A 19,613-nucleotide genomic window follows, 5' to 3' on the forward strand; every position below is an offset into this window, starting at 1 on the left:
AAGCTCACGCCCAGCTCACCGGAGGACACCGTGCCCGACTCCCGCCTGCCATCGGCCCCGCCGGCCGAACCGCCTCGCACGTCCGCGCCCGCCGCGCTGCCGCGCGTGATCGACCAGGGCGAGAACTGGGTCTATCTCGACTTCAGCGGATGGTCGCTGGCCGTGGAAGCCACGACACGCATGGTGCGCTGGCACAGCCCGACCAGCCCGCCGCTGTCCGGCCTGCCCTGCTTCACCACCGAGGTCGGCGGACCCGAGACCTACAACCACCTCACCGCCTACTACCAGGGCGAATGGCAGCAGCCCGCCTACCAGCCGCGCGAGGCCGCCCAGCTCAAGCCCGGCGACGTGATCACCCTGGACGGCGAACTGCACACCGTGACGGTCGCCGAAGCCGGGCCCCGGGGGAAGTGGCACCTGTTCACCGACCACCCCGACTACCCCGGCCCGTACGAGAGGGACCCGCACGCCATGGTCCCGGTCCACCCGGCCGACTGACGGCCCCGCATAACGGCACTTCTACCGAGGGCGGCGACCCGCGCCGCCCCCGGTGCATTCGGCTCTGTTCGGCGGTTGGCCCCGCCGGCGCGGCCGTCCCAACACCACACCCCGACGTCGAGGGAGCCACCCATGGCAACCCGCCGCCCCGTCATCATGCCCGCCTACCTGAATCCGCTGGTCGACCTCGTCTGCCGTGACGGCGACAACCCCTACACCGCCATGGAGCTGCTGCAATGGGCCGACTGCCTGCTCATCTCGTCATCCGGCGGCAAGGACAGCCAGGCCATACTGTCCTACCTCGTCTCCCTCGCCGACCTCGCCGGAGTCCGCGACCGCATCGTGGTGGTTCACTGCGACCTCGGTGACGTGGAGTGGCAGGGAACCCGCGAGCTCGCCGAGCAGCAGGCCGCCGTCTATGGGCTGCGCTTCGAGGTCGTCACGCGCACCCAGGGCGACCTGCTCCAGCACATCCTGCAGCGGGACCGTGAGCTGAGAGCCCGCGGTGACACCACCACACCGGCGTGGCCGTCATCGGGCGCCCGCTACTGCACGAGCGATCACAAAAGGGGCCAGGTCAGAGCGCTGATGACAGCTCTGGTCGGCGAATTCGGCAACCTGGGACGCCCGGTGCGGATCCTGAACTGCATGGGCATGCGGGCCGAGGAGAGCCCGGCCCGCAAGAAGCGTCCGGTGCTCGCCCTGGACGACGCCAGCAACGGCAAGCGGACCGTGTTGACCTGGCTGCCCCTGCACAGCTGGGACCAGTTCCACGTCTGGTCACAGATCGCGGACTCCGGCCTGCCGTACAGCGCCGCCTACGACTGGGGCATGTCTCGCCTGTCGTGCAGCTTCTGTGTTTTGGCCTCGGAGGCGGATTTGACGTGCGCCGCACGGCTGCGGCCGGCCAAGGCCCGCGAGTACCTGACGGTCGAACAGCAGGTCGGCCACAGCTTCAAGAAGAACCTGTCCATCGCCGAGATCTTGCGCCGGGCCGCGGCACTGGACGCGGCCGAAGGCGAGATCGTGCGGCACCCGCCCGGCACCGCCATGGCCCGCTGGGTCAGCGCGAGCCGAACCCGTGACTACCTGAAGCGGTCTCTGAGCCTGACCGCGTGATCCGGCACCCCTACCTCAATTTCCGGAGGTCTCATGCCTTTGACCGACCATCGTCCGGCCTACCAGTTGCCGACGCTTCGGCTGGACCACGAACCGCTCGTACGGGGCGGTACGTACGGCAGTTGGATCCTGCACGGCCCCGCCGGCTGCGTCGTCCAGCGGTACGGCCCGGCCGGCCCGGTCCTGACCATCCACGCCGACCACCCGATCCCGGGCGCCGCCCCCGCCGGGTCCTGCTTCCGCCTCCGGACCAAGTGCTGGGAACTCACCAGCTGGCACCACAACCTCACCGCACACCACCACATCGGCATCGATGACGTCACCGACCACGTACGGCTGCACCGGACGCTGCGCGGTATCTACCGCCGCTATGTGCACGTGCCGCAGCGGCACACGGGACGCCCGAAGTTCCGCCACACCAGCTATGGCCGGGTCCTGGTCCTCTGCCCCGCGGGCCATCTGGTCGCGTCCGTCAGCGCGAATGACTGGCCCGGCTCACTGTGGGAGGCCCGCCGAGGCGATCCCGCCTACACCGTCACCTGCGACGGCACTGTTACCCCGACCACCGACGGCCAGTCTCGGAGGTAGCGTTCCGCGCACTCGCGGAGACTCACCACAGCCACAATGCGCGTTTTTCGCGATAGAATTGATCACGTCGGTCGGGGTTGGTCCCCCGCCCGACTTCCCATTCCACCCCAGCACTCAAGGGATCTTCCTGTGCGCTCACGCACCAGCACCCGCAGTGCGGCGATCTTCTTCGCCGCGATCACCAGCGCCCCCGACAACGCCCGATGGATGGAGGTCACCGTCCGGCACGCCGACGGGACCACCATCACCGTCACCGGTGAGGCCACCCGCACACATCTGATGAACTTCAAGCCCGACGCCCTGGAAGGGCTGCTCGACCAGCTCACCGGCGCCCTGGACCGCGAGGACGGGGGCACCATCGCCGTGACGGTTCGCGCGCCTGCCTGGAATCCGGGGTTCGAGACCTGGGGATGGAACCTCCCCGGAACGCACCCCCTGACCCGCCAGGAGGCCGAGACGCTGGGAGTGTCCGGGCAGAACATCCGCTTCACCGGCCAACACCACCACCTCAACGGCGGGCTGTTCGGCCACTTGGAGTGCGCGCACCTCACCCTCACGGTGAAGAAGGCACTCTCCGGCCGGGGGATCGCGCAGGGACTCCCGGAGCTCACGCTCCCCTCGCCGTGCGACAGCCAGGAGGCTGCTGGTCACGTCCTGCGGAACGCGTTGGCTGCCGCAGGCATCACGTCCGTCGCCGAGGGGGACGGCAGCGGCGCGTGGGTTGCCGTCAACCTCCCATGCGGTGCGTCGATCTGGGTCAACGGCAACGACAACGAGACCGACTACCTGCCCAGGCATCATTCCGGATGGCTGGCCTGCTACTACCCGACCGGCGGGACAGCGGGATCCAGGACGAGTTCTACGTCTCGGAGCGCACCGACATCACCGCCGACACGGCAGGCGTCGTCGCGGCCGTGGCCGACGCCATCCGGCACCACCCGCACAGTCCGGCCACCGCTCGCGAGCTGGACGAAGCCGGGAGCGCTGTCCTGGCCGCGCAATTCACCGAGGCCCGACACGCGGCCCGGTCCGCGCGGCGGGCGTTGCTGGAACTGACCTCGGTGTATGTGGGTCGCCTGATCCAACAACGGCTGCCCGCCGCCGCGACCCTCACCGCCGACGTCGCTTCCGGGGACCTGCGGGCGGTCCGCAGCGCCGACGGCGGCACGCTGTGGTTCGCGCCGACCGACACCACCGGGCTGCCGGTGCAGGTCGTGGAGGAGGTCGAAGGAGCTGTGCGGGAGCTGCTGCAACTCGGCAAGGACGCATGGTCGCTGGACGACGCCGGATGGACGGATCCGGGGCCGGGAGGCGACACCTACGACCTGGCACTGCCGGAGGCGTAGCACGGTAGTCAGCGGGGCCGGGGACGAGAGTTCTTCCCCGGTCCCGCTGCCATTTTCCGGGGCATATCCCGACCTGGGGAAACGTCTTTTTCGTGATAGAATTAGTTACGTCAGGACGGGGTTGGCCCCCCGCCCGGCATCCCAGACCACCCAGCATCCAAGGGAGCAATCCTGTGACCATTCCGACCAGCGAAGCCCGCGCGGCCGCGATCCTGGCCGCCGCCGTCGCCGCCGTCTTCGATGAGAACCAGTTCGTGACGGTGGAGATCCGGGAGCTCGACAAGACAGCCGTCAGCGTCACCGGGGAACTGAACCAGGAATACGACATGCAGTTTCCTGCGGCCGCCATGGACGGGCTGCTCATGCACCTGACCGGTCTCCTGGCCAACGAGACCGCCGCCGTCCTGTCCGTCACCATTCCTGCCCGCAGCGGCAACCGGGACGAGACCGAGACGTGGGCCTGGCACCTGCCCGAGACGACGACCCTGTCCCTCGAGGAGGTCACCGGCCTGCTCGGGCCGGACGTCCACCACATCGACCTGCGGCACCACCGCCCGCTCAACGGCGGGACCTTCGCTCTTCTGGACGGCAGTTGCTTCACCGAGGACGTCAAGGCGTTGCTGTACCGGCGAGGCATCGCCGACTACGAGGACCGACGCCCGGCCGATTCCGGACCGCACCGCCCGGGCACGACCAACGGCGACGTTCTGCGCGACGCGCTCACGGCGGCCGAGATCGCCCACCGGACCGACAGTGACGCGTCCGGCTACTGGATCGCCGTCGACCTCGACTGCGGCGCCACCATTCGCGTCAGCAGCCACGGCAGCGTCGGGACCCCTGCCACCGCACACCGCGGCTGGGTGGCCCGCTTCCACCCGGACGGAGCCGCGCGCACCAGGCACCAGGAGATCTACTCATCCGACAGCGCGGATATCGCAGCCGATACGACTGCGGTCGTCTCGGCAGTGACCGAGTCCATGCACCACCACAGCCACCAGCCCGACGCCGAACACAAGGCACGCATCGACAGCACAGGACGGCAGTTGGATTACGCGCACTCCGTCGCGACCGAGGCACGCGAAAACCTTCTGGTCCTGGCTGCGACCTACGTGGGCAGCCTCCTGCGACCGCACCTGCCGGGAGCGGCCGCCATCACCTTCGACGCCACCAGCCGCACCCTGCGCGCTGTGCGGAACGACACGGGCGAGGCACTGTGGAGCGCTCCGTGCCATGCGGTCGGCCTGCCCGCGGGGCTGATCGAAGACGTCGTGGACGTCCTGGGCGACGCGCTGGGCTACGGCACGGGCACTGCGGCCCTCGCCGACGCCGGGTGGACGAGCTCCGACGAGATCGACCAGGTCTATGACGTGGTGCTCCCGCAGGAGTAGCCGGGAAGTGTCAGCAGGGCCGGGCGTCATCGTGGGCGCCCGGCCCTGCTGCGTTTGCGCGAGCCGCCGGCTGCGGCCTCAGCGCACATGAATTGATCACGCCGGAAGGGGTTGGCCCCCCACCCGGCATCCCAGACCACAGCCTCTGAGAGAGGAAGTCCCGTGACCACTGCTGTGACCAATCCGCCCAGTACCGCCCTGGCAGCCGGGCTCTTCGTGGCCGCGTTCAACACGGTCTACGAGGACGACCCGTGGATGACCGTGGCCATCCATCGCCGCGGGAAGACCGAAGTGTCCGTGACCGGTGAACTCACCGCCGAGTACGCCATGCGCTTTCCGGTGCCCGCCGTGGACGCCCTGCTCACGTACCTGGCCGATGTCCTGGCCCGGGGGACCGCCGCTGTCCTGTCCGTCACCCTGCGAGGCCGTGAACACGAGGCCGAGGCGTGGGCATGGCACCTGCCCATGACCAGGCCGCTGACGGTGGACGAGGTTCCCGTGCTGCTCGGGTCGGACGTCCACCACGCCGACATGAGGTTCCACTACGCGCTCACCGGCAGTTTCGGCGTGCTCGACTGCGTCGCGCTCACCGAGGACGTGAGGGCCCTGCTGTACCGGCGGGGCATCGCCGACTACAAGCGCCCGCGTTCAGCGATCCGCTGGCCGGCAGGCACGAAGCGACGCACCGGCGACGTCCTGACCGACGCGCTCCAGACCGCCGATGTCGCCTGCCGGACGGACAGCGACGGGTCGGCCGAATGGGTCGCTGTCGATCTCGCCTGCGGTGCCACCATCCAGATCAGCTGTCATGGCAGCATTCGGAAGTACCCCGGCGTCCATTCCGGCTGGGTGGCTCGCTTCTACCCCGACGGGTCCGGGAGCGACAGGTTCACCGAGATCTATGCCACGGTCAACACCGACCTCATCTCCGACACCGCGGCGGTCGTCAAGGCCGTAACGGAGTGCATGCGCCAGCACGGCCACGAGGAAGGCGCCGACCGTGCGGCGCTCGCCGCTTCCCAGGCGTGGCAACTGGAGACGGCGCACGCCGCGGCCCAGCAGGCGCGCCACGCGGTCCTGGCCGCTGCTGCCGCCTACGTCGCCGACTTGCTGCGCCCTCACCTGCCTTCGGCGGCAGGGCTGACCGTCGATGGCGCCGACGGCCGGCTTCGGGTGGTGCGTGGGCGGGACGGCAGCACCTTGTGGTCCGCACCGTGCGCGGCGGTGAGTCTGCCCGGCGGTGTCGTCGCCGACGTGGAGGACGCGCTGCGGGACGCCTTGATGTTCGGCGTGAGGACGGCGCTGCTCCCGGACGCCGGATGGACCGGCTCCGACCTGGCCGACGACGCCTTCGACGTCCTGCTCCCGCAGACGTAGCAGTGCGGCCGCATCGGGGCCGGGAGCCTGCTCGGGCTCCCGGCCCCGTTGCGCGGGGTCGGCTGGTCGGCCGGGGACCGGCACGCCACCACTGCCCCCAACACCGTCCGGGACAAGGGGGTCCAGTAAGCCTCCGAAGAAACCTGACCAGCGGAAACGTCGTTTTTTGTGATAGAATTAATCATGTCGAAAGGGGTTGGCCCCCCGGACGGCATCCCAGACCACCCCAGCACAAGGAGTGCCCCATGTCCGTCATCACCTCCGCCCAGGACCGCGTCGCCTCTCTGCGCGAGGCCTACGCCGCCGAGGGCCAGCCGCTCGACGGCCTGACCGACCTCGAGGTCCTCAACCTCGACTACGAACTGCGAGAGCGCGAGGCGCGCGCCGCGCACGACCGGTACATGGGGCTGCTGACCGGCCTACGCAAGCACGACGACGCGGTGCGTGCTGCGGAGCGCCGGGACGCCCTCTACCGAGCCGAGGCATTCGCGGTGCAGGCCGTGGCCAGCAAGTGGGGGTACCTCACGCGGATCTTTCAAGCCGTCGACGTTCTGCCGGATCGAGCCACCGCGGAGCGGGTCGCATTGCTCAAGGGGATCGTGTCCGACGCGCGGCACATGCTCTCCCTCGCCAAGGACGTGCCGACACAGGTGTACCGGCTGGACGACCACGCGGGGCTGGTGACCCAGGCGCGTCACGTCGTCGGCGTGCTGCGCGACCGTGACGGCATCAGCGCCGATGACGTGCTCCGGCTGGTCGGCGAGGCATTGCAGCCGGACGGCAACATCCGCGACCTGTTCGACGTTGCCGACACCGGGACCCGCCGTACGTCGCCGGTGACCGTGCCGCCGTTCGTGACCGCGGACTCGCGGTGGCGCGAGTACGCAGGCGTCCACGCCTTCGAGCCGGAGCCGTCCGGCGCCCGCGTCGTCGCCTACGCGCTCGGTGACGAGTGGCACCTGGACCTGTACTCGCCGATCGGCAGGCTGCTGGCCTACGGCGCCGCGCCGGCCGAGGACGTCGCTGTCCTGGCGGCCGCACTGGTCGGCCGGGCCGCCAGCTGGTCGACGGACACCGGCGGCTACGCCTGGCGCCGGTTCGCCGACACCGCCGCTGACTTGAAGGCCGCGGCCTGAGGGCCCGGGGTGCCGGGTGGGTGGTTGGCCCCGCCCGCCCGGCACCGCTTCCCGAACCACTGCCTCAGCGAAAGGGGGCTTTGTGATGCGCAGGACTGTTCTGTCGTACGGGCTGGGCGCCGACTCCACGGCGATCCTGCTGATGATGCTGGCCGACCCGCGGGCTTTCGGGCTGCGCGAGGACCTGGCCGACCTGGTCGCCGTGCACTCCGTCACGGGCGACGAGTTCCCAGATTCTTTGGCCTACGTGGAGCATCACGTGCTGCCGCTGCTGCGGGCCCGCCGGGTTCGGCTGGTGCAGGTGGCCCGGGGTGGGGATCTGGAGGGCGACGGCATCGTCGTGCTGGACGACACCCGTACCCCGTACCGCATCCACGCCCGCGGGCCGTGGCGGCTGTCGGAGAACCTGGCCGCCGCTGGCACGGTCCCGACCGTGGCCAAGGGCACGCGGACCTGTTCGGCGAAGGCGAAGGGATTCGTCCTGGACTCCTGGGCCGAGGGCGAGTTCGGGACCGAGTCGTTCCGCAGGGTCATCGGCTACCACTTCGGCGAGCTCACGCGCGCGAAGAAGGACACCGCTCTGCAGCAGCAGCGCAACGCCGAGGCTGGCCGCGTCATCTGCGAGCCGTCATACCCGCTCATCGAGGCCCGCATGGACCGGCCCCAGGTGGAGGCGTACGTGCTCGGCCGCACCGGGGAACCGATTCGCAAATCTTACTGCGTTATGTGCTGTTTCTCGGGGGTTTGTGCATCGCGTGAGAACCACGAGGAGCGGCTGCGGATGTACCCGGAGTTGGCAGCTGAAGCGCTGTTGCTGGAGCACCGGTCGATGGCGCTCAACGAGCACTCCAGCCTGTACGCGAAGGCGTCCCTGTACGGCAGGCTCACCGAGGACGAGCGCAACGGCGAGATCCTGCGCGCGTTCGATGTCGCGCTGACCGACGCGCCGCACGCGGTGTACGAGGTGCGCCGCGTGTACTTCCCCCGCCGTACCGATGAGTGCCGCGCTCAGCACGGCTCGACGTGCCGGGCCCCGCAGTGGTGGTGCCGGCACGACCGCACCGAGCACTGCATCCGGCATCACCAGGCGCCCGCAGGCGGCGCCGGGTGCGGCGGCGGACCGCAGTGCATCGAGCCCGCCCGCAAGGGGGCCGCGTGGCGATCGGTGCGCATCGTGCACACCGCCAGCCGCGGGACCGCCGAGGACCTGGTGCGGGAGTTCGCTATCGGCGACGGGGTTCGCCTCGAGCGCGGCGCCCTGTCGGGCATCGAACGCGCCCACTACCAGGCGCCCGAGACCAGCTACCCGGCCGCCGCCGCGTTCCTGGTCGCCGCCCCGGCCGGGGCGGTCGAGAAGCAGCGCAAGGGCTTCGAGAAGGCGTGGACCGGCGTGACCGGCCGCCGCGGCCCGCAACACCCCCTGCTCCGCCAGCTGCCCCCGCCCCCGGCGGGACAGCAGGTCCTGCTCTGACCTTTGTCCCCGCCTGTGGGACGGCGGTTGGCCCGGCCGTCCCACAGGCCTGCCTTTCCCAGACCACATCCCACGTCAGGAGTCCCAGCCATGCCTACTTCCGCCACGACCGCGCCGCTGGCGACGCAGCTGACCTTCGAGCTTCCCGACGACGCCTGCCAGCGCTGGAAGTACCGCGCGCACAGCTTTCGCCGGACCAGCGAGGGCGGGTTCGACCCGGCCCGCTACCGCGTTCACGCCCTGCCTGCCGCACCCGCCCGGGCCTTCGTCACCACCCACCACTACAGCTCTTCCTGGCCCGCCGTGCGGATGCCGTTCGGCCTCATCGACCGGGCCACACCGGGCCAGTTCGGCGGTGGCGCCCTGGTCGGCGTTCTCGCTCTCGGTGTGCCGATGCACCCCGGGGTGCTGACCGGCGTCTTCCCCTGGCTGGCCCCCTACGCACAGACCCTCGAGCTGTCCCGGTTGGTGCTGCTGGACGAGGTTCCGGCCAACGCGGAGACGTGGTTCACGAAGAGGGCGCTGCGTCTGGCCGCGGAGCAGGGAATCCGCGGGATCGTCGCCCACAGCGACCCTCAGCCGAGGGTTCGCCAGACCCCGGACGGTCCCCGCCAGCTGCACGTAGGTCACGTGGGCTGCGTGTATCAAGCCGGCGGGATGGCCTACCTGGGCCGGACGCGGGCGCGTCGTCTGACCGTGCTGCCCGACGGCTCGTTGCTGCCGGACAGGGCGATTAGCAAGATCCGTGCCGGGGAGAGCGGTCACGGTGGAGCCGAGGCACGGCTGGTCGCCTTCGGTGCCCGGCCCCGCGCGGCCCGCGAACCGGGGAAGGAGTGGCTGGAGGAGGCTCTCGCCACCATCGGCGCGACCGTGCTGGATCACCGTGGCAATCACCGGTACGGGCTGCAGATCGGGCCGCGCAACGAGCGCCGGCCGCTCACCGTTACGGCCTACCCGTACCCGAGGAAGCACCAGGCCGCGTCATGACCGGTCGTCGGGCCTCGCCCGCTGCGGCGCTCCAGCCGGATGGGATGGTCTTCTACTTGGGGACGCACCTGGTGCACTGGCTTCGGCTGCCGGAGTTCGCTCAGGTGCCGCTGTTCATGTCCCGTAACCGGCTGATCCGGCTGAAGACGCTGCCCCGGGCGCGGGGGCGGTGGGCGATGGACTCGGGCGGTTTCACGATGCTGCAGCGGCACGGCCGGTGGCCCATGACGGCCGTCGAGTACGTGAGCGAGGTCCGGCGGATCATCAGGGGCGTCGGGTCCATGCCGGACTTCGTGGCCGGCCAGGACCTGATGTGCGAGCCGTGGGTCATCTACGGCACCCCGGAGCTGCCGCCGGGCCACCCGGGATGGTTCCACGGCACCCGGGAGCTGCGCGGCCTGGCCCCGGGCGAGGACGAGCAGGACCTGACAGCCGCGGTGCGGATCCATCAGCGGCTGACGGTCGCCAACTACCTTGAGCTGCGGGAGCTGGCGCCGGACATTCCGTGGATGCCCGTGCTGCAGGGTTGGACGCTCGCCGACTACTGGCACTGCTATGAGCTGTACGAGGCGGCCGGCGTCGACCTCGCGGCGGCACCGATCGTGGGCCTGGGGTCGGTGTGTCGTCGCCAGGCGACGAAGGAGATCGGTGCGATCGTCACCGCGTTCGCTGACCGAGGCTTGAGACTTCACGGTCTGGGCGTGAAAGCTGCCGGGATCACCGGCTACGGCCACCTGCTCGCTTCGGCCGATTCGATGGCCTGGTCGGCCGGTGCACGCCGGGCGCCGCGCCTTCCCGGGTGCACGCACCGGGCCGAGCGGTGCCAGAACTGCCCTCGGTACGCGCTGCAGTGGCGTGCCCGGCTGCTCGGGGTACCTGCCGGGTGGCGCGAGGTCGCCGCCGTGGAGTGGAGTCAGCCGTCGCTGCTGGACGGCTGGGACGCCGCATGGGGCGGCGTTCCGGCCCGGCCGCCCCGGGCCCCGCCTGAATCAACCCCGCGACATAGCAATAACTGTGATATAATTAGTCACGTCACAAGCTGGAAGGGGTTGGCCCCTCGACCAGCACCCAGACCGCAACCGTCCATCGAGGAGTCCCGGCATGACCCGCACCCACCTTCCGCGCGCCCCGCACGGCCGTCCACGCCCGCCGCGCCAAACGCTCCACACCGAGGCGCCGCTGCATCGGGTCGCGACCGGGATCACGAGCACGCACTTCTTCTGCGGTGTCGGCGGGGACACGCTCGGCCTGGCCGAAGCGGGCATCACGCCGGTCGTCGCTCTCAACCACTCCCCTGTCGCGGTCGCCACGCACACCCTGAACTTCCCCGGCTGCGCGCACGACGCGGCGGACATCAACAACTACGACATGCGGCGGCTGCCCCGGACGAACATCCTGTTCGGTTCCCCGATCTGCAAGGAGGCCAGCCCGGCAAGCGGCCTCGCGGCGCCGAAGAAGCAGCTGACGCTCGACGACGCGGCAGCCGACTACGCGCCTGCCGCGTCCTGGGAGCGCACCCGGGCGACCGCCTACGACCTGCTCCGTGCCGCCGAGGTTCACCGCTACGACGCGGTGATGTGGGAGAACGTCGTGCGGTTCGGCACCCGCTGGGAGCTGTTCGACTGGTGGCTGGGGGCCTGGGAGGTCCTCGGCTACGTGCCGCAGGTCGTGAGCGTCAATGCCGCACACGTGGGTGGCGACTCCGGCAGCACCAACGCCCGGGCCCGGCAGGACCGCAACCGGCTGATCGGCGTGATGACCCGCAAGGGCATCAAGCCGCCGGACCTGCGGGTCCGGCCGGAGTGCGTGTGCGCCGAGTGCGGCCCCGTCCGCGGCATCCAGAAGTGGCGCAACCCGCGCGGCCGCCGGCTCGGCGCGTACGGCGAGCAGTACGACTATGTCTGCCCAAACCGCCGCTGCGGGCACCTGATCGTCGCCCCGGTGACGGACGCGGTCGAGGGCATCATCGACTGGGATCTGCCGCTGCGGCGCATTGCCGACGGCAAGCCCAAGCGGAAGGAGTTCACGCCTTACCCGGACACGACCCGTGCCCGGATTCAGGGCGGCCTGGACCTGTACCGGCGGGTCGCCGAGGACGGCCGCCGGGCCCGCGGGGTCATCGTGCACTTGGGCCGGGACACCGCGCCCCGGCTGACCAGCTCGCCCCTGACCACGGTGGCCTGCAAGCCGCATCACGCACTGGTCATCCCGGGCGACAGCGTCGACGGCTCGCTCATGCGCATGCTCGGACCTCGGGAGACGGCCCAGGCTCAGCGACTCCCGGTCACCTACCAGCTGCACGGAACTGAGGCCGAGAAGCGGACCCAGATCGGGAACGCCGTCCCCGTCAACCTCGCCCACTGGGCTGCAAAGCGCCTGATGGCCAGCCTCGTCTGATTCACCATGCACGTCCGCCCTCGCACGGCCGGTTGGCCCCGGCCGGCGAGGGCGCTCCCACACCACAACCCCCAGTCCAAGGAGACGCCCATGTCCGCCATCCCCGAACTGCTCCCGTTGCCCGGTCTGGAGCCAAACAACGTCGGCCTGACCTCCCCTACCGTCAGCCCGCACACCGGGCCGACCGGGGCCGCCAGCGCGCGTGTCACCAGCACCCACCTGTTCTCCGGCGGCTGCGGCGACCTGCTCGGCTTCGAAGCAGCGGGATTCCGTCCCGTCTTCGCTGCCAACCACGCCGCGCCCGCGATCGCCACCGTGCGGCACAACTTCCCCGGAATCGGCTACAGCCAGTGCGACATCAACAACATGGACTTCCGCGCCATCCCCGACTCGCGGGTACTGGTCGGGTCACCGATCTGTAAGGAGGCGGCTCCCGCCGGCCGCCACTCCACGCCGGGCAAGCCGAAGCCGGGCGCGCAGAACGGGAGGGCACCCGGCCCGGAATGGCCCCGGACCCGGGCCACTGCCTGGGACCTGATCCGCGCTGCGGAGATCCACGACTACGACGTGGTGTGCGGGGAGAACGTCGCTGACTTCGCGACCCGCTGGAACCTGTTCGAGCCGTGGCTCAACGTGTGGGACGCCCTCGGGTACAACACGCAGATCGTCTCGATCAACGCCGCTCACATCGGCGGGCCGGGCAACGAGCCCGCCCCGCAGCACCGGCACCGCATCCTGTTCTGCTTCACCAAGAAGCATCTGGAGCTGCCCGACCTGCGGGTCCGCCCCGAGGCGTGGTGCGGGCGCTGCGGCCCCGTGCAGGGCGTTCAGGTGTGGGCGAAGCGTTTCCATGCGCCGAGCGTCCGTAAGGTCGGCACGTACGGCCAGTACCACTACGGCTGCCCGAACAAGCGATGCGGAAGCCGGGTGGAGCCGGTCGTCCGGGCGATCCGCGACCACATCGACCTGTCCAAGCCTGACCGGCGGTTCGGGCTCGGCCGCTCCGACCGGCGCGAGTTCACCCCGTACAAGGACGAGACCCGCCGGAAGGTCGCCGTCGGCCTGGAGCGGTTCGGTCACCGGGAGCCGTTCCTGGTGATCCTGCGCAACCACTGCACGGTGCAGTCCCTGGACGAGCCGATCAGTGCGATCACCGCCGAGGGTAACCACCACATGCTCGTCCATCCGGGACGGAGCGTGGACGACTGCCGTATCCAGATGATCCCGCTGCGGACCAAGGCCCGCGCGCAGCGCTTCCCCGACGGCCACGTCTTCTTGGGCAAGACCGCCGCCGATCTGACCCGGCAGGTCGGCAATGCGGTCCCGGTCAGCGCTGCGCAGTGGCTCGGCGAGCGCGTCATGCCCGTCCTCGTCTGACGCGGCTGCCAAGGTCAGGGGGTGGCCGCACGCATGCGGCCACCCCCTGACCTGCCGCGCCACTTGCACACTTCACGGATAAGTGGTGTAGAGTTGTTTACGTCAGTCGCGGATGGCCCCGCGGCGCTCGCTCCCAGACCCCACAGCCCCGCAGCGCCGGCAGCACCGTTCCGGCGCGAGACACAAGGAGAACCGCCGTGATCCCCGCCGGCCGCACCGCCGTCTTCTCCGACGGCATCGCCGAACTCGCCGACCGCAAGGCGCTGACGCCCGCCTTCGCCAGCCAGCTGCCCGATCCGATCAGCCGTCCCGGGGCCCGCACACGGTACTGGGACAAGGCGCAGATAAGGGCGCACCTGGCGGGCAAGGACATCCCGACTCTCCCCGCGGTGGAGTCCCCGAAGGATCTCCTGGACCGTGAGGAGGCGCGGGAGGAGCTGGTCAAGCTCGGCGTCACGCTCAAGCCCGAGGCGTGGCGCTCGTACATCAACAACGGCTACGCCCCGAAGGCGGACAGGACGATCGAAGGCGTCCCGCACTGGTACCGCAGCACCATCCACGCCTGGCCCGCCAGCCGCCCCGGCGAGCGCGCTGGCGCTGGCCGCCCCAAGGGCAGCAAAGAGTCCACACCCCGCACGCCCGCCACCGACGCCCGCCTCGCGCGGGCCCAGGAGCGCCTCGAGCGGGTCCGCGCCATGGTCAAGGCCACGCCCGACATCAAGGCCGCGCAGATCGCCGAGGTCGAGAACATCTCCGAGCGGCAAGCGCACCGTCTTCTGGCACAGCTCAACGGCTAGTGCGTTGGCCACGAACGTTGCCGGGTGTTGGTGACTCGCCGGTCGGTGCTCGCGGTGCTGGGTTTGTAGGCGTCATCCTCGATATCGACGTGGTCGCTGTTGAGGGTGAGGGCGAAGATGGCAGAGCCGTCATTGATGGGGCGCGTCACGCCTTGCGGCGGCGTTTCTCCTGGGTCTGGGCCAGACGGAAGGAGTCGGTGCCGGTCTCGACGATGTGCGCGTTAAAGGTGACCCGGTCCACGATGGCCGCGCAGAGCCGTGGGTCGGTGAAGGTCTGCTTCCACTCCGAGAACGGGGCATTCGAGGCGATGGCGATCGCGCGTCGTTCCTCACGCTCGGTGAATACCTGGAACAGCAGTTTCGCGCCCGCTTTGTCCAGGTCGAGGTAGCCGAATTCATCCAGACAGAGAAGGTCGACGCGCCCGTAGCGCGCCAGTGTGCGGCCGAGTTTCTTCTCGTCGACGGCCTCAGCGAGCTCGTTCACCAGGTTCGCGGTGGTCGTGTAACGGACGCACATCCCGGCCTCGGCGATCGCAGTGCCGATGCCGATCAGCAGGTGCGACTTGCCGGTGCCGGAGTTCTTGTCGAACTCGAAGTCCTCCAGCCGCTTGGGGCGGGGGAAGTTCGCCTCCCTGACCAGCCGGGTCTTCTTCCGCTCCTCCCGCTGGAGGCACTCTGCTTCCAGCAGGTCGGCCAGGAAGTCCTTGTAGCTGGCCCGCTCCTTCAGTGCGGTGGCGGCGATGTCCTCGAACCGGGCCCGGATCGTGGGCAGGTGCAGGGTCCGGCAGGTCTCGTCGATCACCGTCTCGACTGCCCCCTGGGCGGAGATGTCCTTGCGGGGCTGGGGGATGCGCTCGCCGACGTCGAACAGGGCGGCGGTGGGGTCGTTCATGCGGAACCTTTCGGGCGGTGCGTCAGCAGCTGGTCATAGCGGTCCACCGATGGTGGTGGGCGCCTGTCCTCGGGCAGAGCGATCCGGCGGGCGGTCAGCGACACGATCTGTCCGCCGGGAAGGTCCCCCCAGGGCGGAGGATCGCCTTCGTTGTCCTCCGGCTCAGGGTCCCGGGCGGCGGCCTCGGCCTTGCGAGCCTCGTGGCCACCACGTCCGGGCTGGTGGAACCCGCCTTGACCGCGACCGCGATGCCGAGCTGGACAGCCTCAGCGGGCATCCGCCGGTGCAGCAGCAGGACTTCGATCAACGCGCGGGTGCCGGCCGCGTCCCCGTGGGCTTTCAGGGCAGCCGCCCAGAACGCTTCGTGGACGGCCGTGAAAGAGCCTTCGGCCCGGGCGGTTGCCAGGGCGGTGGACCCGGCCATAGCCCCGGGCTTCACCAGCAGGATCTCCAGGTAGTGGTCGAGCACGTCGCGGTAACTACCCCGCCGCGTCAGCCGGGGATGACGGGCGACGAGGTTGCGCCTGTCGAAGACCATCAGCTCGTTGCCCCGCAGCAGGACGCGTACCCTCTCGCCGATGAAGCGGGCCGGCACCGAGTAGTAGCACTGACGGACCGTGATCCGGCTGGTCCGGTCGACCTTCGGCGTCAGCGTCAGCCCGCACTCGAAGCCCTCAGCGGGCAGTGGGGCCAGTTCCTCGGCTTCGGTGCGGAAGTTGAAGCCGATTGTGGTCAGCTTCCCGCGGAGCATTCGTTCGTCCTCCGCCTCGTCAATCGCCGCAAGCCGTGCGTTCAACTCCTCCAGCGAGGGGACGTCGGGAACCGGGACCAGGTGGGACCTGCGGAAGCGTCCGCCCTCCTGCTCGACGCCGCCCTTCTCGTGGGCGCCTTCCTGACCGGGCATGCAGTAGAAGGCGTCGAAGCCGTAGTGCGAGCGGAAGATCGTCCATCGCTCGGATTCCACGCGGTTACGGTCGGTGCAGACCCGCCGGACTGCGGGCTTGAGGTTGTCATAACGAATATGCCTGGTCGGGACACCGCCCAGCACGCGGAAGGCTTCCGCATGGCCTTCCATGAACGATTCCTGGGCCTCGGAGGCGAACACCCGGTGCACGGCCTTGCCGGAGTAGGACAGTCGCAGCGTGAACATGTGGCACTTGACCGCCTCGCCGGCGACCCGGACCCACACGTCCGCGAAGTCGACCTCGGCTTCTTCGCCGGGCAGATGGGCCTGCGGCACCATTCCAGCGAGATGCTGGCGGCCCTCACGCTCTTCCGCCGCGATCTCCGGGCGCCGCTTGCGGGCGTAGTCCCGCAGCGTGGAGTACGAAACCCGGTCGAAGTCGTGTTCCTCGGCCAGCCGCTTCTGGATCCGCTCGACAGTGTGCTTCTGCTTGCGCGGAGCCTTCAGATCCTCCCGCAGCATCGCGTCGATCCACTCCGCGGCCGGATCCAGGATGCGGAACTTCCGCCTCACCGCCTTGCGCGGCGGAGGGACCGCCGACGCGATCGCCTGCCGCACCGTCCGGCGGTGAACCCCGTACTTCGCGGCCAGAGCCCGCTGCGAGACCAGCGGATCGAGACGCCTGTCACGACGGATATTCTCGAACAGCTCAACACGCGACAGACGCACCCCGGCCTCCCGACACGGCCATGACCAACGACACGGCCTCCGACATGACCGTGAACGACGGACACACCCTGACGGGATCGGGCAGACAGCCCACACCATTCACTCAGACGAGGGCATGTCGTCACTCACCAGGACAGGTGGGGCCAAATCAAATGCCGATCAACTGGGGCCAGTCCAACCTGCCGCAGTGGAGCCACTGGAACCTGTCACAGAAACCCGGTAGAGGATTACTTCGACCTCGTGGCCGTTGGGGCAACGGCAGCGCCAGGGGACGCCGCCGGTTTCCCGGGTAGGGCTCCAGTGGCTGGAATCCCCGAGATCGAATCTCCTCCTCGGGTCCGGCATAGGGCATGAACCTGGCCTTCTCTCTCTTCCCTAGGTTGAACGGCCGGGCGGCGCGCTGAACCACACCGGCATCGTCGCAGAGCCCGCTGACACCCCGGCTTCAGACGGCAGCACGTCCGGCCCGCGGCCCAGACCACCTCGAAGGCGGCTGCCGCAGTTCGGGCTGTCATGGTCAGGTGGAGTACGCGGAGGGGGTGATGCGGTTGCCGGTGACGATGCCGGCGAGCACGGCGCGGTCTGTGGTCGCGCCTCGTGGACGGTGGATGGTGGTCCAGGCGAGTTCGTCGACCCGCTGAGTCCCGCTGGTTTTGGTTTTCGGGGTGAGGTCGAGGACCAGGAGCTGACCGAATGGGGCGTTGGTGTTCGTGTACTGCGCCGCTTGGGTGAGGTACTTGCCTTCGATGTGGTCTCGGGTGTTGCTGTCGGCGTCTTGTTTGATCTCGGTGAGGTAGTGCAGGACGCCGAAGTGCACCATGACGTCGGCTCGTCCCATTTCGACGTTGATGGGCTCCACCTGGACGATGCCGTTCAGGGGGCCGGCAAGGAGCCAGCCGTGGAAATCGCGTTGCAGGTCGTGTTCGGCAGCCTGGCGATGGCCCTTTTCGGGTTTGCGCCGGTAGTCGTAAGGCGGGTCGTCTTTCTTGCCGGGGCCGAACAAGCTGGTGCGGGTCAGGTCGGAGCGGCTCTTCAGGAACAGCAGTGTCTGCTCGACCAGGGCTCCGAAGGTGTGCTTGACGTCGCCGGTGAAGGCGGCGTGCCCTTCGAGCGCGCGCGTGACCTTGATCAGTAGGGGGACGATGAGGGGGTCGGTGGCCTTCAGACGGGCGACGTCGTCGTTGTAGGCGAGGCCTTCGAGGTCGGCGAGTGCGGCATCATCGATGTCGCGGGTGAGGTTCAGTGCCTTGGTCAGCCCGAGACGCAAAACGACGGTGGGGACGATACGCAGAAGCCGTTCTGTAGCAGGCCCGGTGTCGTCGTTGTCGTCATCGCCGTCGGTCTCTCTTGCCTTGGGCGTGGAAGTCTCGCGGGCGTCGATCCTGGCGAGGACGAGAGCTGCCGTGTCGGCATCGAACAGGCTGGCGGGGTCGTCACGGGGCTGGGTGGCAGCGTGCTGTAGGGCAGCGAGGAACGACTGCTCACGCAGGAACCGGTCTTCGATCGCCGGTTCGATCAGAGTGGCCACGCCCGCGGTTGCCTGGTTGCTGCCGATCGGCTGGACGGTGCGGGCGGTGCTGTACGCGGCGAGGACGGAGTCCAGGGCCCGCCAGGGGTTCATCCATACCGGCGCGTCCAGGGTCTCGGCCGCGGCGCGCAGTTGGAGGAGGAGACGGCTCCAGGCGAGATCGGCGGTTCGCTGCGGTTGTAGCCACGTCGGCTGATGGGAGCCATGTAGCCAGGCCGCCCGGCGTTCGAGGGCCTGGGCGATACGGTCCGCCGCGGCGCCGACCTGCTGGGTGTTCCCGGCCGAGAAGCCCAGGACCGCATCGCACACCGCGGTGTAGGCCTCGGCGTCATCGCGTGCCTCCTCCGCAGCCGCGGCTGCGGCGAACAGTTGGCGGGCTTCGGCCATGCGACTGGTGACGTCGGCGATGCTGTCCGAGGCGAGGGCGCGGCGGAGCCGGTCGCAGCCGAGTTCGAACATTGCGTCGACATCGGCTGCTTCATAATGGGCCAGGCGCTCCAGCAAGTCGCGTGCCGTCTCGGTGATCTCGCGCTCCTGGCACCACTGGTCCAGGGCGAGTCCGAGGATGCGGGGCAGTCGCTCGAGGAAGTCTTCCGGCTCGTTGATGGTGAGGTCGTCCAGGGCGTCCCAGACCCGGTAGGGCTTGGCGGCACCGGCGACGGCAAGGCGCACCGCACCTTCCAGGCGAGCGGCCGCCAGTAGCGGTGCCGCCACCACGGTGTCGCCGAGGTCCTCCAGGAGTGCGTTGGTGAGGTCCCGGCCCAGCACGCGTGCGGCGACGGGGCTGTTGAGCAGCGTCTCCAAGGCCGAGTTGAAGGCGAGGACGCTGCGCTGGCCGGCGAAGCCCGCGGGGAACCACTGTGCCGCGTCGTTCCAGTCGGTGCTGTCGCCAGCAGGGTCGAAGGCGTGCACGACGGCTTCGGCCAGCAGTGGGGCGTACGGGCTGGCCGCGACCTCGGCGACCTCCCCGGTGACGGCTTCGGGCGTGAGAGCTACAGCGTGGAACGTGATGGGTTCCCCGGCGGCAGCCAGTGCGGACAGCCGTTCAGCAAGTTGCGCCATGACCGGTCCTTCCGGCT

Annotated in this window: 15 protein-coding genes and 2 pseudogenes; 14 read left to right on the forward strand and 3 right to left on the reverse strand. The window is 69.6% G+C overall.

Annotated elements, in window-relative coordinates; translation table 11 throughout:
* Positions 1–30 precede the first annotated feature (30 nt).
* From ACFV3E_RS40905 to ACFV3E_RS40970, 14 genes and pseudogenes are all read left to right on the forward strand, one after another.
* On the forward strand, positions 31–498 hold the full coding sequence (locus tag ACFV3E_RS40905; RefSeq protein ID WP_500540757.1) for a hypothetical protein: 468 nt from the start codon (positions 31–33) through the stop codon (positions 496–498).
* Positions 499–630: 132 nt separating this feature from the next.
* Positions 631–1,617 (forward strand): phosphoadenosine phosphosulfate reductase domain-containing protein, encoded by a 987-nt coding sequence (locus ACFV3E_RS40910; protein WP_500540759.1) that lies wholly within the window; start codon positions 631–633, stop codon positions 1,615–1,617.
* Between the two features lie 33 nt (positions 1,618–1,650).
* The gene (locus tag ACFV3E_RS40915; RefSeq protein WP_500540761.1) at positions 1,651–2,205 is read left to right on the forward strand and encodes a hypothetical protein; all 555 of its coding nucleotides are present in this window, start codon (positions 1,651–1,653) and stop codon (positions 2,203–2,205) included.
* A gap of 129 nt (positions 2,206–2,334) precedes the next feature.
* Positions 2,335–3,261, forward strand: a complete 927-nt coding sequence (locus ACFV3E_RS40920; RefSeq protein ID WP_500540763.1) for a hypothetical protein — start codon at positions 2,335–2,337, stop codon at positions 3,259–3,261.
* A gap of 11 nt (positions 3,262–3,272) precedes the next feature.
* A complete protein-coding gene (locus tag ACFV3E_RS40925; protein WP_500540765.1) occupies positions 3,273–3,551 on the forward strand; it encodes a hypothetical protein in 279 nt (92 codons plus the stop codon).
* Positions 3,552–3,724: 173 nt separating this feature from the next.
* Positions 3,725–4,939 carry a hypothetical protein gene (locus ACFV3E_RS40930; protein WP_500540767.1) on the forward strand — a complete coding sequence of 405 codons (1,215 nt, stop codon included), beginning with the start codon at positions 3,725–3,727 and terminating at the stop codon, positions 4,937–4,939.
* A gap of 162 nt (positions 4,940–5,101) precedes the next feature.
* Positions 5,102–6,316, forward strand: a complete 1,215-nt coding sequence (locus ACFV3E_RS40935) for a hypothetical protein (RefSeq protein WP_500540770.1) — start codon at positions 5,102–5,104, stop codon at positions 6,314–6,316.
* 245 nt (positions 6,317–6,561) lie between these two features.
* Entirely contained in the window at positions 6,562–7,452 is an 891-nt protein-coding gene (locus ACFV3E_RS40940; RefSeq protein ID WP_500540772.1) for a hypothetical protein, read from the forward strand.
* A gap of 85 nt (positions 7,453–7,537) precedes the next feature.
* Positions 7,538–8,923, forward strand: a complete 1,386-nt coding sequence (locus ACFV3E_RS40945; protein WP_500540774.1) for a hypothetical protein — start codon at positions 7,538–7,540, stop codon at positions 8,921–8,923.
* Positions 8,924–9,013: 90 nt separating this feature from the next.
* A complete protein-coding gene (locus ACFV3E_RS40950; RefSeq protein ID WP_500540776.1) occupies positions 9,014–9,910 on the forward strand; it encodes a Mom family adenine methylcarbamoylation protein in 897 nt (298 codons plus the stop codon).
* A gap of 44 nt (positions 9,911–9,954) precedes the next feature.
* Positions 9,955–10,767: pseudogene (locus ACFV3E_RS40955) on the forward strand (deazapurine DNA modification protein DpdA family protein); the annotation flags it as partial.
* 244 nt (positions 10,768–11,011) lie between these two features.
* On the forward strand, positions 11,012–12,307 hold the full coding sequence (locus ACFV3E_RS40960) for a DNA cytosine methyltransferase (RefSeq protein ID WP_500540778.1): 1,296 nt from the start codon (positions 11,012–11,014) through the stop codon (positions 12,305–12,307).
* 90 nt (positions 12,308–12,397) lie between these two features.
* Positions 12,398–13,684 (forward strand): DNA cytosine methyltransferase, encoded by a 1,287-nt coding sequence (locus ACFV3E_RS40965; RefSeq protein WP_500540780.1) that lies wholly within the window; start codon positions 12,398–12,400, stop codon positions 13,682–13,684.
* Positions 13,685–13,881: 197 nt separating this feature from the next.
* The gene (locus tag ACFV3E_RS40970; RefSeq protein WP_500540782.1) at positions 13,882–14,481 is read left to right on the forward strand and encodes a hypothetical protein; all 600 of its coding nucleotides are present in this window, start codon (positions 13,882–13,884) and stop codon (positions 14,479–14,481) included.
* 145 nt (positions 14,482–14,626) lie between these two features.
* Here the strand turns inward: ACFV3E_RS40970 and ACFV3E_RS40975 are convergent, their stop codons facing one another.
* From ACFV3E_RS40975 to ACFV3E_RS40985, 3 genes and pseudogenes are all read right to left on the reverse strand, one after another.
* A complete protein-coding gene (locus ACFV3E_RS40975) occupies positions 14,627–15,331 on the reverse strand; it encodes an ATP-binding protein (protein WP_500540798.1) in 705 nt (234 codons plus the stop codon).
* A gap of 38 nt (positions 15,332–15,369) precedes the next feature.
* Positions 15,370–17,006, reverse strand: a pseudogene (gene istA, locus ACFV3E_RS40980) (IS21 family transposase).
* A gap of 517 nt (positions 17,007–17,523) precedes the next feature.
* Entirely contained in the window at positions 17,524–19,596 is a 2,073-nt protein-coding gene (locus ACFV3E_RS40985) for a hypothetical protein (RefSeq protein WP_500540784.1), read from the reverse strand.
* Positions 19,597–19,613 lie beyond the last annotated feature (17 nt).

Source organism: Streptomyces sp. NPDC059718 (assembly GCF_042733315.1).
In the GTDB taxonomy this organism is placed as follows: domain Bacteria; phylum Actinomycetota; class Actinomycetes; order Streptomycetales; family Streptomycetaceae; genus Actinacidiphila.